Genomic DNA, 13,057 nt, shown 5'->3' on the forward strand with positions numbered 1-13,057 from the left:
GCACGGGCCCGACCGCGAATCCTATCTTTTCTCGTGTCCCATGACGTCGCGCTTGAGGGACTCCGCGCCCGAGGCCGCCTTGTCCATGGCCTCGTTGACGTCGACGGTCACCCTGCCCACCCCCTCGAAGTGGTAGTGGCACTCGAGGAACAGGCCCACGACGAGCACGGGCAGCGTGATCGCCCAGGCGAACAGGGCGAGCACCAGGACCAGGACGGGCACGGCCAGGATGCGCCGCCCGTGTCGATCCACCACGAAGGTGACATCGATGCCCTTCCTCAGCACGCGGCGGCAGCCGTCGCAGAAGCGCTCGAAGCCCCTCTCGAACCTGCCTCCCTCGCTTGCCTGCCGGTAGGCGTCCTGGGCCTCCGCCATCTCGGGAGATATGCCACCCTGCTCGCTGCCGGCGGTGGAGTAGCTTGCCGTCTGGGGCCTCGCCTTGCCTTCGTTTTCCAGGTAGACGATGGCATCCAGCACGTTGCCGCCGCTTGCGTCGAGCGCCAGCTTGGCATCGGCGTAGCCCACGCCCGTCTTCTCGCGAATGAGCTCTGCCTTCTCGAGGTCGTCCATGACCATGCGTCCCTTCCTCTTGCGGGTGTCGCGTGGGTGGCAACCGCTGCCATCCGATGATTGCATGGTGACAGGCCAAGATTAACCGCCCCTTAGGCATAGATTACGTTCGGATGATGATTGGGCTGCACCGAAGTGCTATGGGGCACGCGAGGGGCGACGCCCGGATACGCCCGCACCGTCTGGTCCTCTCGCCCGCCTCGTCCCATGCGGTCACCGCCGGGCGTCCGTCACTCGTCGCTAGGCGTCCTGACCTTGGAACGCGCGGACGTCGTCCACGAGCACCGCGAGGTAGGGGCGCGAGCCCTCGGGGGCGTTCCCATCCACCAGGAAGAGCGCGAACCTGTCGTCGAACACGAAGTGGCGCGGCTGGCTGATGTCGAGTGGAGGCGCAGCTGATGTAACGGCGGTGATGGCTGCCTCGCTCTTGACCCTGCCACCCTCGTTGTCCAGGTCGAACTTGAGGGTCTGCACCGCCTGGGCGATGCGGAGACCACCTCCGTTGGGAAGCGCGAACTCCAGGCCCTCGAGCTCGTCGTACTCCTTGAACACGTCGGTGCTCAGTAGGGGACACTCGAACTCGTCGTCGTCCCCGAGCGCCCTCTGCGCCCCCGCCGACTCGGTTCTCGACGTCGCGTTGTCCCACATGTCCGAGAAGCTCTGGCCCTCGGGCGACTTCACCAGGACGAGCTCGTCGCCCTCCTTGGTCGAGACCCTGCAGGCGCAGTGCGCGTAGTCGTCGTAGTAGAGGGGGGTGACCTGGGCGAGAAGGTCGCTCCGCTCCGCCCCGTCGGTCTCTGCTGTCCCGAAGTACCTGGCTCCCTCCGTGTGGCTGGGGCCGAAGGTGCCGTCGTAGGGTAGGAGCGCGAACGGGCGCTCGAACGAGAACCGGCGATAGAGCATGGCGTAGAACAGCGTGGTGTCTGGCTCCGCGCTCTCCCAGTCCAGCAGGTCGAGGAGGTCGCTTCGCTGGCCGAAACGCTGGTCGATGGCCTCCTCCATGGTGCTGCGGGCATCTTTGGTCATGGGGCCGGCGTAGCTGTAATAGTGGTCGTCCGAGACCATGCCCGCCTCGAAGGGGCTCCCGTTCAGGGCGTCCACCAGCTCGTTCGGTCCGGCGGTCGGCTCGAGAGGATTCCCGTCGTTGTGGTAGGCGAGAAGCTCGTCCCAGCACAGCTGGAGCGGGGCGCACCAGGCGGCGTTGCCTTGGACCGGCAGCGTGTCCGCGGCGACGAGCGTCACGCCGGCCTCGTCGGCGCGACGGGGAGCGATCTGCCTTTCGTCGTCGCTGGGAGTGTGAGTGGCTTTCCACGCGAGCGGGGCGGCGATGGCGGCGACGACGATCGCGCACGCTGCGACCACGACGATTGCAAGGGACCTTCTCTCCTTCATGGGACCTCCTCGACGACGTGCGGGGTGGGTGACGATGGCGACGGGCTCGGACGGCTCCTGGAGCGTAGACGGCTCTTGGAGCGAATATACCAAAGCGTTTCCGTCTGCGCCGCCTGACGTCCGGGTGGGCTGGCAGGCCCGTATACTGGTCCGAATACGGACGGCGGGGGAGGAAGCATGTCTGACGGCATCGGCAGGGTCGACGTGGCGGGGACGGGCGGCGCGACCGGGATGGGCGACATGGTCAGCACGAACGGTGCGGCGGTCGGGACCGGCATCGCGGAGGTCGCCGCGCGCATGAAGCTGCAGAGCCCGGAGCTGGCGGCAACATCTGTCGAGCGGAGGAACGCCGCCCTCGCGGGCATCAGGGAGGCGCTCGTCGCCAGCGCCAGCAGCGTTTTCGCTGCCAACGAGGAGGACGTGCGCGCGGCCGAGGAGGCGGGGGTCTCTCCCGCGGTCGTCAAGCGCTTGCGCTTCGACCAGCACAAGCTCGACGACGTCTGCGCCGGCATCGACGGCCTCGTGGGCCTTCCGGACCCCGTCGGTCGCATGACGCTGCGCCGCGAGCTGGACGACGGACTGCTGCTCGAGCGTGTCACCTGCCCCATCGGGGTCGTCGGCGTCATCTTCGAGGCGCGTCCGGACGCCCTGGTCCAGATCTCGGCGCTGTGCATAAAGAGTGGCAACTGCGCCATCCTCAAGGGCGGGTCCGAGACCGCGCGCACCAATCGTGCCCTCTTCGCCCTCATCCACGGCGCCGCGCTGGAGGCCGGGCTGCCCGGGGGCTGCCTCTTCCAGGTCGAGGCGCACAGCCAGGTCGACGAGCTTTTGGCCTGCGACCGCGACGTCGACCTGCTCATCCCCCGCGGCTCGAACGCTTTCGTCCGCCACATAATGGACAACACGAGGATTCCCGTGATGGGTCACGCTGACGGCATCTGCCACGTCTACGTGGACGCCGCGGCGGACCTCCGGAAGGCCGTGCGCATCTGCGTTGATGCCAAGGTCCAGTATGCTGCCGCTTGCAACGCGGCCGAGACCCTGCTCGTGCACCGCGACGTCGCGGGAGACTTCCTCCCCCTGCTCGCCGACGCCTATCGTGCCGCCGGGGTCGAGCTCAGGGGCACAGACGAGGTCCGGGCCATCGTGGGCTGCGTGCCTGCGACGGACGCGGACTGGGACCGCGAGTACCTCTCGCTCGTCATATCCGCCAAGCTGGTGGGCGGCGTGGACGAGGCGATCGACCACATCAACCGACACGGCTCCCACCACACCGATGCCATCGTGACCCAGGACGATGCCGTGGCAGAGCGCTTCATGCAGTTGGTGGATTCGGCCGGCGTGTACCAGAACGCCTCGACCCGCTTTGCCGACGGCTTCCGCTATGGCTTCGGTGCCGAGGTGGGCATCTCGACCGGGAAGCTGCACGCGCGCGGCCCGGTGGGTCTGGACGGTCTGGTCACCTACAAGTATCGGCTGCGTGGCTCCGGTCAGGTGGTCGCGGACTACGCCGAGGGCAGGAGCCGCTTCCGCTTCCGCGACCTGAGGCTCTAGGGGAAAGGGTCCCGCGTGCGTCGTCGACGGCTAGGCCTATGCCGGTCAGCGGTCGCCGCGCTGGCTGCCGGCCGTAGCCGAGTGCGGGGGCTACTCTCCCCGGCGCTCCTCCACGGCGTCGTGGACGCGTTCGGCGGTCGCTCGTGCCATGCCCTGCACCTTCTGGTAGTACTCGTCGAAGACGCGCCGGTAGTCGCTGGGCCTGAGCGACGGGAAGGCCCTGAGGAGTCGAAGCTCCTGGTCGGTCAGGCGAGAGGAGAAGCTCGAGGCGAGCTCGTCGAGTGAGGGTACCTGTGGCAGGTTGGGCATGCCGCGAAGCTCCGGCGTTGCCTCGCGCAGCCTGTCGCGCGCCCCGGCGAGACGACGTCTGAGCGAGGCCTCCATGACCTGGCTCCAGTCCTTCACGCGGGCGAGCTCGGGGCGGGAGGGGAGCAGCTCTCGCACGGAATCCAGGCGCGCGGCGGTCTCCTGCTTGAGGGAGTCCATCTTCGCGCGCAGGCCGGCGATGCCCACGTGGGTCACCACGAGGTCAGAGAGCATGAGCGTCGCGCTCAAGCACGAGAGCGCTGCGAGCTGCGTGCCACTGAGCGAGGCGACGGCTACCGCGAGGGGCGGCTGCGAGACGTAGGTGACCAGCAGGCAGCAGCAGCCAAACTGCAGGAAGCCCCCCGCCCAGATGCGTCCCTGCAGGTTGAGAGGTTTGTCGGAGTAGTCCCACCAGCGTGCGTGGTACATCCTCTCCATCACGTACGAGGTGACGTACTCGAGGAGGCAGCTGAGCGCGCCGCCCGTGAGAAACACTCCGAGCGGACTGCCAATCCGCGAGAGCAGCAGGGCGGAGGCGATGCCGCCGCAGCCGTAGATGGGCAGGTAGGGTCCATTGAGGAAGCCACGGTTGATGAAGTGGCGCTCTGCGACGGAGCAGTAGGTGCTCTCCACCACCCAACCTCCGACGCAGTAGAAGAAGAAGTAGGTCCAGGCAACCATGAGCTGATGGATGGCATGTGGCAAGGCGTGCCTCCTAGGCGTCGTCGCGGACGGAGGCGCCGAGGCCCGCGCGCAGGCGCAGCCAGAAGCCGTCGAGGGTCTCGGACGTGGCGACCATCTTGTCTGCAAGGCAGAGAAGCGCTGCCTCGCGGCAGCTGGGCGGCATGGGTGTGAGGGGGAACATGTGCCTGCGGACCATGTTCTGCTCGATGGGGCCGATGCCAAAGTCGCGGATGGCGTTGGCGCAGGCAAAGCCAGGGTGCCTGAAGCCGTGGAGCCTGTGGCTGGGGTCGGGGTCGTGCCAGTCGTAGAGGAAGTAGTCGTGGAGGAGGGCGCCGCGCAGGAGGGCGCGCTCGTCCACGGGGATTCGCCAGCTGCGCGCGAGGCGCACGCACTGCCGGGTGACGGAGAGCGAGTGGGCGAAGACGGTGGTGGTGCCGTGCTGGATGCAGCGCCGCTCGATGCGCATGCCCTCGGAGTCGAGGATGTCCTGGCAGTGTCGGCGGACGAGGTCCATGCTCCGCGAGCTGGGGCTGATAGGCTTTCGTGGGACGCTGGAGGGCATGCGATGGTCCTTGCTGCTGGCGTTGTCTGCATATGACGGGTGCCATTATCTGCCCGCCGCGGTGTCGTGGCGGCGCCTTCGACCCGATTCCGCCGAATGCGCAAGTGGCGGGGCGACGGCCCCAGCGCGAGCGAACGCGTGCCGTCGGCGCCCAACACGCGCAAGCGCACGCTGGTGTCATCCAACACGCGCGAACGCACACGTGTGATTGCATTTGTCCAGATGCTGGGAGCCGTGCATGTGCGCAACAGCGTGCTCGCTGCCTGTCGCGTGCGCAACAGCGTGTTCGCCGAGCCAATTGTGCGCAACGGCGTGCGCGACGGCTGCGGCATCTACTGACAACGCCCAATGCGTCTGCCGCGTCATCGATAGCGCCAAACGCGTCCACCGAATCGTCGAGAACGTCCAACGCGTCTAATCGACAGCAAAACCCCAGGTCAGTTTTTGTCTCTAGACGCGTTGGACGCTTTCGCGCGGGAGCCAGACGCGTCGGACGTTTTCGTACAGGAGATAGACGCATTGGACGCTTTCGCGTAGGAGATAGGCGTGTGCATCGCTAGACGTGCGCATCGGCGTGCGGGTGAGAGGGGCGTGCTCAGCGGCACACGAATGAGAGTGGCGTTCGCAGAGGCGCTCGCCCAGCGTGCACGCTCGCCGAATCCCAACGGCTCCCATGTCGCGCCATTGGGTACATAGCTTTACATAACTCGAACCGCCCGCCCCTCCGCTCCATGCGGTGTGGGTAGCGGCGCAGGCCACCAGCAGAAGGGAGTCTGGCATGAACATGCAGACCGATGACGACAAGCTCAGCTTCGTGGGAGACTACGGCGACGTGCTAGGTGAGGTCTCGTTTCCCGAGGACGAGGACGGTATCCTGAACTTCAACCACACCTACGTCGCGCCCAGCGAGCGCGGCAGTGGCATGGCAGGCCGCCTCATGGGCCAGGCCGTCCGTCACGTGCGCTTTGCGGGCAAGAAGGCCCGTGCGACCTGCTCCTACGCCATCCGCTGGTTCCAGAAGCACCCGGAATATGCCGACATCCTCGTGGAGCCTCCTGCAGCCGAGCCGGCAAAGTAGTCTCGCTCTCAGCAGGTGAGGGACCTGCACCTCGTTAGGGCAGGCGAGAGGAACCCGCCTTCTCGCATCAGTCCAACCGCATGCGCACGAAGAGGCGCGCCCGCAGCCGAATCCAGCTGCGGGCGCGCCGCGTTTACGGGCAGGCTCCTGTCGTTCATCAGCCACGACCTGCCCCGCGATACCTACTATCGAGCTCTACTTGCGGTAATCGTAGAAGCCCTTGCCGGCGTTGACGCCCGTCTCGCCTGCGTCGATCTTCTCCTTGAGCTTGGCGGCGATCTTGCCCTGGATGGTCGAGGGGTCCTTGGCGCGCGGGTCCATGACCGCAATGTTGTACGCGGTGGTCAGGCCCACGATGTCCAGGATGCGGAAGGGGCCGGCGGGCGCGCCGGTGCCCAGCTGCCAGGTCTTGTCGATGGTCTCGGGGTCGGCCACGTCGTTTGCCCACAGCGCCTGCGAGGCGTTGAGGAAGGGTACGAGCATCGAGTTCAGGATGTAGCCGGGCTGCTCCTTGTGGAGCTGCAGGGGCACCATGCCTATGGCCTCGGCGAACTCGACGACCATGTCGTAGTACTCCTGCTCGGTGCCGGCATGGCCCATGACCTCGCCGGTGTTGTTGCGCCAGATCTCGTTGGCGAAGTGCAGGGCCAGGTACTTGGCGGGACGGCCGGTTGCCTCGGCGAAGCTGCTGGGCAGCATGGTCGAGGAGTTGGTGGCGATGACGGTCTTCTCGGGCAGGTGCTTGGCCAGCTCCTGGTAGAAGGCGGTCTTCTGCGCGGGGTCCTCGGCGATGGACTCGATCACGAGGTCCGCGTCCTCGGCGGCCTCGGCGTAGCTGGTGGTGAGCCTCAGGCCCTCGTAGGCCTTGAGCACCTGCTCCTTGAGGGCGTCGATGCCGGCGTCGTCGGGCTTCTCGTCCGCGAAGCCGCGGGCCCACGCGGCGGGGTTGGTCTTGGATGCCTCAAGGGTCTGCAGGTAGATGTCGCGCAGCCGCTCGAACTTGGGCTTGGCGCGCTCGATGGAGGCATCGCTCCTCAGCCACACGGTGACGTCGAAGCCGCGGAACGCGGTCTGGAAGGCGATCTGGCTGCCAAGGACGCCGCCACCGGCGACTACGACTTTCTTGAAGTTCATGTTGGTTCTCCCTTCGGAGTGTCTTGTTGCGCGCAGCGCCATTGGCTGCGGCAGGGGGTTGGCGCGCCTGGGGCGCTACCGTTAGGCGCAGTATTCCCACTAACACGCCGAAATGCCACACAATGCGAATTTATTTGGTCCGTGGCGGGTGGTCGTTGGGTACAAGGCCAAGGTACGAAGGCATTGCAGAAGGTCCGGGATGCGTCCTGCGGCCACGAATCGTTTGGGGTTCGTCATGAGCATCGTCACCACCACCCTGGCCACCCTCGTGGGCCTGGAGTTTCTCTACATCATGTACCTCGAGACCTTCGCCACGGCATCGGAGTCCACGAGTCGCGTCTTCTCGATCCCAGTGGGCGAGCTCGAGGGCAAGACCGTGAGCACCCTCTTCAAGAACCAGGGCGTCTACAACGGCCTCATCGGCCTGGCCATCCTCTGGGGCACCTTCCTCAGCGGAAGCCCCCGCGAGGTCGTGGGCATGCTCCTGGTCCTGGTGGTCCTCGTGGCCATCTATGGCGGCATGACCAGCAGCCGCTCCATCATCTGGAAGCAGGGCGGCCTGGCGATGGTCGCCCTCGTGACCCTGGCCCTGCTCTAGGGGAGAGGGGCGAGCTGCCGTTGCGGCAGAGTCTCGCGTTTGGGCCCGTGCATGCCGGGTGGCGGGCGCACGCCTCGCCTCCGCTGGAGACGAATTGGCGTCATGCCCGCGCACGCCAGGCGGTGGGGTCGACCGCCAGCGCGGCGAGCGGCACCGCGAGGTCATGCTCGTGCGCGCCAGGCGGTGGGGGAGAGGCCCGTCTCCCTCCTGAACGCGCTTGAGAACGCTGCCGGGGTGGAGTAGCCCACCGCGCGGGCGACCTCCGCCACGGGCATGCGGCCCTCGGCAAGGAGGCTGCGCGCCCGGCGCATCCTCGAGCAGCGCGCATAGTTGCCCAGCGTCTGTCCTGTGACGTGCTTGAACACGGCACAGAGGCGGGTGTGGCCACAGTGGGTGGCACGGGCGATCTGCTCCACGGAGGGCGGCCCGGAGGGTGCGGTGTCTATGATGCGTCGGGCCTCTCGGACGAGGGAGAGGTCCTCCCACGAGAGCCCTCCGGACTGGGCAGAGACCGTCTCGTCCGCCCAGCTCAGGAACCTTCCGACCTCCTCATGGACGTCTCGTTCGAAGGTCGGTCGCTGGTCGGTGCGGCCCAGCCTCCACGTGCCCATGCGCGCCAAGAGTCCCCTCAGCTCTTCGTTCACGTCATTGGGGTCGAGAAGCGACAGCTCGTCCTTCACCGACGAGAAGTCGCGCCCGTAGATGGCGGCGTTGCGCCTGAAGAAGTCGGGCGTGAGGCAGAGGCTCGTGGAGCGGATCCGCTCGCCCCTGCCGAGGAACGACTTGGTCTCGCCCGGGTCCTGCGAGAACGCGGCCACGTTCCCTGACGCGCGAAGATTGGTGATGGAGACAGGCGAGTACGCAGCCGAGTCGCGCGACCCCACGCAGAGGCAGATCGACTCGATGGGGTACTCCCTGAGCACGTAGTCCTCGCTCACGACGAGGTCGAGGAAGTTCACCAGGCAGCCCTCGGTGGGGGAGACGTTCGCCATGCGTCCGCGGCTCCAGCCGTCGTACGCCTCGGCAACCAGGCCGTCGGAGCAGTGATGGCAACTCCGCGCATGCATCTGGGCCAGCTGTGGCTCGAAGAGCTGCCTCAGGCTCTGGTCCATTCTCGCCTTCTTCCCGTGCTTCGTCACTGCTGGCTCGCATCCACGCCAGCGTCGCCGCCCGCCGTCCCGCACTTTCGATTTCTTCCGCATGTGGCGGGCGACCTCCCCCTCACCTGCAAAATACAGTTTACTCAAACTAACTGTTTGTGATCCGGGGAGCCGGCGCGACCGCGCCCGGCGTCCGACGCCTGGTGCCCGTTGCCCGGCGCACGGTGCCGCAGGGGCCCGCCCGGGCGAGCAAGGAGGTTCTCATGGAAGAGAAGAAGGCCGAGGGGGGCAAGTCCTCCCAGGCACGGGAGAGGGGCGGCGCGTCGCGGCAGGGCGGCGGCCTGTCCCAGATCCTGAGCTTCGCGGGAGGGCACAGACGCTTCACCTACCTGGGCATAGTGCTCTCGGCGGTGTCGATGCTGCTGGGCTTCGTGCCCTACGTCTGCATCTGGCTGGTCGTCCGCGACCTCGTCGCGGTCGCTCCCGACTGGTCGGCCGCGACCAGCCTCTCGACCTACGGATGGGTCGCCTTCGTCACGGCGATGGTGGGCATCCTGGTCTACTTCGGCGCCCTCATGTGCACGCACATTGCTGCGTTCCGCACCGCGAGCAACATGCGCAAGGCCTGCGCCGAGCACCTCATGCGCGTGCCGCTGGGCTACTTCGACACGCACGCGTCCGGCGAGATACGCCGCATCATCGACGGCTCCGTGGGCCTGACCGAGACCCTCCTCGCCCACCAGCTGCCCGACATGGGCGGTACCGTGGCCATGGTCGTGGGCATGCTCGTGATGCTCTTCGTGTTCGACTGGCGCATGGGCCTCGCCTGCCTGCTCGCCGCCGTCATCTCGGTCGGCTGCCTCATGAGCATGATGAGCGGCGACCGCATGGACTACATGAACAAGTACCAGGCCGCCATGGACCGCATGAACAAGGCCGGGACGGAGTACGTGCGCGGCATCCCCGTGGTCAAGGTGTTCCAGCAGACCGTCTACTCCTTCAAGGCGTTCCACGACGCCATCAAGGACTACGGGGACATGGCGCACGAGTACTCCGTGACGCTCTGCCGCGTCCCGCAGTCGCTCAACCTCACCTTCGTGGACGGCGTGGTCGTCCTGCTGGTTCCGGCGGTGCTGCTCATCGCCCCCGGCGTCACCGACTGGGCGAAGTTCCTCACCGACTACGCGTTCTATGCGATCTTCTCGGCCGTCATATCCACCGCGCTGCAGCGCCTGATGTTCGTCGCCGCCTACACGCAGCAGGCGGGCAATGCCATGAGCCGCATCTCCGGCGTCCTCGCGGCGCCGACGCTCGCGGAGCCCGCCGAGCCCCGCCACCCGGCGGACGCCTCCATAGCCTTCGACGACGTGTCCTTCTCCTACGAGGGTGCGGCCACGCCCGCCCTCGACCACGTGAGCCTCGAGGTCCCCTCCGGCTCCACCGTGGCGCTCGTCGGCCCCTCCGGCGGCGGCAAGACCACGGCCGCGAGCCTGGTCCCCCGCTTCTGGGACGTCGGCTCCGGCGCGGTGCGCGTGGGCGGCGTCGACGTGCGCCAGATCGCCCAGCACGAGCTCATGGATCAGGTCGCGTTCGTGTTCCAGAACGACCGCCTGTTCAAGGGGACCATCCTGGACAACGTCCGCGCCGCACGGCCGGGCGCCACGCGCGAGCAGGCGCTCGCCGCGCTCGAGGCGGCCCAGTGCTCCGACATCGTCGCCAAGATGCCCCACGGGGTCGACGAGTTCATAGGCACGGGCGGTACGTACCTCTCCGGCGGAGAGGTCCAGCGCATCGCGCTCGCCCGCGCGATCCTCAAGGACTCTCCCATCGTGGTCCTGGACGAGGCGACCGCCTTCGCCGACCCCGAGAACGAGGCTCTCATCCAGCGCGCGCTGGCGCGTCTCGCCAAGGGTCGCACGGTGCTCATAGTGGCGCATCGCCTCTCGACGGTGAGGGGCGCCGACCAGATCGTGGTGCTCGACGCAGGTCATGTGGTGGAGAGGGGCACGCACGATCAGCTGGTGGCCGCAGGCGGCCTGTACGCGCGCATGTGGGCCGACTACCAGACGGCCGTCGACTGGAAGATAGCGGGGTCGCGGGGCGGGTCCTCCGGGGCCGCGCCGTCAGCGAGAGGGACGGCCGCAGGCGCGGACGCCGCAGCCACCGGAAGGGAGGCGTAGGAGATGTTCGACCTTCAGAAGCGCCACGGCCTCTCCGAGCAGGGGGCGGCAAACGTGAAAAAGGGGATCTTCTGGACCGTGGTCGTGAACCTCGTGGTCATGTCCAGCATGAGCCTGCTCTACTTCCTCATGCGCGACCTCATGGCGGCCTACCAGGGCCAGGCGGGCCTTCCGTCGGCCATTCCCTACCTCGTGGGCTGCCTCGCCTTCTTCGTGCTCTCGTTCGTCACGCACATGCAGCAGTACAACAACACCTACGGCACCGTGTACGACGAGGTGTCCAAGATCCGCATCTCGCTCGCCGAGCGCCTGCGCAAGCTGCCGCTCTCGTTCTTCGGCAGCCATGACCTGGCGGACCTGACCGAGACGGTCATGGGCGACGTGGACAAGCTGGAGCACGTGTGGTCGCACGTGCTGGGCTACCTCTATGGCTCGTTCGTCTCGACGGCGATCGTCGCGGTGGGCCTCCTCGCCTTCAACTGGCAGCTGGCCATCGCGGCGCTCTGGACCGTGCCCGTCGCGTTCTGGTTGCTCTTCGCCTCGCAGCGCTGGGTGCGCCCCCTGCAGGTGGTCGGTCGCCAGAAGGGGGTCGAGGTCTCCGACGCCATCCAGGAGATGCTCGACAGCGTGCGCGAGGTCCACGCCACCAACCAGGTGGACGGCTACCTCCGCTCCGTCAACCGGAAGGTCGACGAGTCCGAGGCGGCGAACCTCAGGTCCGAGCTCGCGGGCGGCGTCTTCGTGAACGGGTGCTCGATCACCCTGCGCCTGGGAATCGCCACCACGATCCTCGTGGGCGCCATGCTGATTGCCTCGGGCGGCACCGACTTCCTGACCCTCTTCATGTTCCTTCTGGCGATCTCGCGCATCTATGCGCCGTTCGACCAGTCGCTCGCGCTGGTGTACGAGCTGCTCGCCTCAAAGGTCTCGTCCGACAGGCTCCGCCGCTTCTTTGACGAGCCGCTCGCCACGGGCAGCGAGGACTTCTCGCCCGCAGGGCATGACATCGAGTTCGACCACGTGGCGTTCCGCTACGGCGACGGCGCGGAGAGCGTGCTGGACGACGTGAGCTTCATCGCGCGCGAGGGCGAGGTCACGGCGCTGGTCGGGCCCTCGGGCTCCGGCAAGTCCACCTGCGCGCGCCTGGTTGCCCGCCTGTGGGACGCCGACTCCGGTGCCGTGAGGGTGGGCGGCGTCGACGTGTCCACGGTCGACCCCGAGACGCTCTACGGGCACTGCTCCGTCGTGTTCCAGGACGTCATGCTCTTCGACGACACGGTGATGGAGAACATCCGCCTGGGACGCCGCGGGGCCACCGACGAGGAGGTCCTCTCTGCGGCGCGCGCGGCCAACTGCGACGAGTTCGTGGACAGGCTGCCGCAGGGGTACGGCACGATGATCGGCGAGAACGGCAGCCGTCTCTCCGGCGGCGAGCGCCAGCGCATCTCCATCGCCCGCGCCATGCTCAAGGGCGCGCCGATCGTGCTTTTGGACGAGGCGACGGCGTCGCTCGACGTGGAGAACGAGACCAAGGTCCAGAGGGCGCTCTCGACCCTGCTCAGGGGCAAGACCACGCTGGTGATCGCGCACCGCATGCGCACCGTGTCCAATGCGGACAAGGTCGTGGTGCTGGAGGGCGGCCGCGTGAGCGAGCAGGGGAGGCCCCAGGACCTGCTGGCGGCGGGTGGTACGTTTGCCCACATGGTGAGCCTGCAGCGGCAGAGCGAGGGCTGGGCCATCTAGGCGAGAGGGACGGGCCGGGCGTCGCGGTGGGCCGGCGTCGTGGCGGGCGTCCGGCCTGCCGGTCTGATAGGTGCCATGCTCGACGGCTTGCCTGGGCGGAAGGCTAGTGCAAATTGGTAGCGACGCGTCGGCCCGGGAGGGGGGAGTCCTTCTCCC

The 13,057-nt window shown here is 67.4% G+C and carries 12 protein-coding genes; 6 read left to right on the plus strand and 6 right to left on the minus strand.

Features of this window, described 5'->3' with window-relative positions:
- Positions 1-21: 21 nt before the first annotated feature.
- Positions 22-576, minus strand: a complete 555-nt coding sequence (locus tag HMPREF1868_RS08660; RefSeq protein ID WP_062531686.1) for a UBA domain-containing protein — start codon at positions 574-576, stop codon at positions 22-24.
- 234 nt (positions 577-810) lie between these two features.
- Positions 811-1,962, minus strand: a complete 1,152-nt coding sequence (locus tag HMPREF1868_RS08665) for a hypothetical protein (protein WP_062531687.1) — start codon at positions 1,960-1,962, stop codon at positions 811-813.
- Positions 1,963-2,139: 177 nt separating this feature from the next.
- On the opposite strand from HMPREF1868_RS08665, the gene HMPREF1868_RS08670 reads away from it, so the two are divergent.
- Positions 2,140-3,516 (plus strand): glutamate-5-semialdehyde dehydrogenase, encoded by a 1,377-nt coding sequence (locus HMPREF1868_RS08670; RefSeq protein WP_082719607.1) that lies wholly within the window; start codon positions 2,140-2,142, stop codon positions 3,514-3,516.
- A gap of 90 nt (positions 3,517-3,606) precedes the next feature.
- Here the strand turns inward: HMPREF1868_RS08670 and HMPREF1868_RS08675 are convergent, their stop codons facing one another.
- Positions 3,607-4,527, minus strand: a complete 921-nt coding sequence (locus HMPREF1868_RS08675; protein WP_062531688.1) for a putative ABC transporter permease — start codon at positions 4,525-4,527, stop codon at positions 3,607-3,609.
- A 10-nt stretch (positions 4,528-4,537) separates the two neighbouring features.
- Complete coding sequence (locus HMPREF1868_RS08680) at positions 4,538-5,068, minus strand: HD domain-containing protein (protein WP_009278510.1); 531 nt, start codon at positions 5,066-5,068, stop codon at positions 4,538-4,540.
- 138 nt (positions 5,069-5,206) lie between these two features.
- Here HMPREF1868_RS08680 and HMPREF1868_RS10060 point away from each other — a divergent pair, with 138 nt between their 5' ends.
- Positions 5,207-5,407, plus strand: coding sequence for a hypothetical protein (locus HMPREF1868_RS10060; RefSeq protein ID WP_156439451.1), 201 nt, complete (start codon positions 5,207-5,209; stop codon positions 5,405-5,407).
- A 439-nt stretch (positions 5,408-5,846) separates the two neighbouring features.
- Positions 5,847-6,146, plus strand: coding sequence for a GNAT family N-acetyltransferase (locus HMPREF1868_RS08685; RefSeq protein ID WP_062531689.1), 300 nt, complete (start codon positions 5,847-5,849; stop codon positions 6,144-6,146).
- A gap of 195 nt (positions 6,147-6,341) precedes the next feature.
- Here the strand turns inward: HMPREF1868_RS08685 and HMPREF1868_RS08690 are convergent, their stop codons facing one another.
- Positions 6,342-7,280 (minus strand): 3-hydroxyacyl-CoA dehydrogenase, encoded by a 939-nt coding sequence (locus HMPREF1868_RS08690; RefSeq protein ID WP_062531690.1) that lies wholly within the window; start codon positions 7,278-7,280, stop codon positions 6,342-6,344.
- Between the two features lie 235 nt (positions 7,281-7,515).
- On the opposite strand from HMPREF1868_RS08690, the gene HMPREF1868_RS08695 reads away from it, so the two are divergent.
- Positions 7,516-7,878, plus strand: a complete 363-nt coding sequence (locus HMPREF1868_RS08695; RefSeq protein WP_040656930.1) for a DUF1304 domain-containing protein — start codon at positions 7,516-7,518, stop codon at positions 7,876-7,878.
- Positions 7,879-8,039: 161 nt separating this feature from the next.
- On the opposite strand, the gene HMPREF1868_RS08700 is transcribed toward HMPREF1868_RS08695, so the two are convergent.
- Positions 8,040-8,990 carry a helix-turn-helix domain-containing protein gene (locus HMPREF1868_RS08700; protein ID WP_062531691.1) on the minus strand — a complete coding sequence of 317 codons (951 nt, stop codon included), beginning with the start codon at positions 8,988-8,990 and terminating at the stop codon, positions 8,040-8,042.
- A gap of 251 nt (positions 8,991-9,241) precedes the next feature.
- Between HMPREF1868_RS08700 and HMPREF1868_RS08705 the strand changes: the two genes are divergently transcribed.
- Both HMPREF1868_RS08705 and HMPREF1868_RS08710 read left to right on the plus strand, forming a co-directional pair.
- Positions 9,242-11,158, plus strand: coding sequence for an ABC transporter ATP-binding protein (locus tag HMPREF1868_RS08705; RefSeq protein ID WP_062531692.1), 1,917 nt, complete (start codon positions 9,242-9,244; stop codon positions 11,156-11,158).
- Positions 11,159-11,161: 3 nt separating this feature from the next.
- Positions 11,162-12,901 (plus strand): ABC transporter ATP-binding protein, encoded by a 1,740-nt coding sequence (locus tag HMPREF1868_RS08710; RefSeq protein ID WP_062531693.1) that lies wholly within the window; start codon positions 11,162-11,164, stop codon positions 12,899-12,901.
- The last annotated feature ends 156 nt before the right edge of the window (positions 12,902-13,057 follow it).

Source organism: Olsenella sp. DNF00959 (assembly GCF_001553055.1).
GTDB lineage: Bacteria > Actinomycetota > Coriobacteriia > Coriobacteriales > Atopobiaceae > Olsenella_I > Olsenella_I phocaeensis.

Bases quoted from the DNA above. Each gene is read 5' to 3' on its own strand.
- HMPREF1868_RS08705 (WP_062531692.1), top strand. From the start codon at position 9,242: ATGGAAGAGAAGAAGGCCGAGGGGGGCAAGTCCTCCCAGGCACGGGAG.
- HMPREF1868_RS08670 (WP_082719607.1), top strand. From the start codon at position 2,140: ATGTCTGACGGCATCGGCAGGGTCGACGTGGCGGGGACGGGCGGCGCG.
- HMPREF1868_RS08690 (WP_062531690.1), bottom strand. From the start codon at position 7,280: ATGAACTTCAAGAAAGTCGTAGTCGCCGGTGGCGGCGTCCTTGGCAGC.
- HMPREF1868_RS08685 (WP_062531689.1), top strand. From the start codon at position 5,847: ATGAACATGCAGACCGATGACGACAAGCTCAGCTTCGTGGGAGACTAC.
- HMPREF1868_RS08660 (WP_062531686.1), bottom strand. From the start codon at position 576: ATGGTCATGGACGACCTCGAGAAGGCAGAGCTCATTCGCGAGAAGACG.
- HMPREF1868_RS08710 (WP_062531693.1), top strand. From the start codon at position 11,162: ATGTTCGACCTTCAGAAGCGCCACGGCCTCTCCGAGCAGGGGGCGGCA.
- HMPREF1868_RS08700 (WP_062531691.1), bottom strand. From the start codon at position 8,990: ATGGACCAGAGCCTGAGGCAGCTCTTCGAGCCACAGCTGGCCCAGATG.
- HMPREF1868_RS08680 (WP_009278510.1), bottom strand. From the start codon at position 5,068: ATGCCCTCCAGCGTCCCACGAAAGCCTATCAGCCCCAGCTCGCGGAGC.
- HMPREF1868_RS08695 (WP_040656930.1), top strand. From the start codon at position 7,516: ATGAGCATCGTCACCACCACCCTGGCCACCCTCGTGGGCCTGGAGTTT.
- HMPREF1868_RS08665 (WP_062531687.1), bottom strand. From the start codon at position 1,962: ATGAAGGAGAGAAGGTCCCTTGCAATCGTCGTGGTCGCAGCGTGCGCG.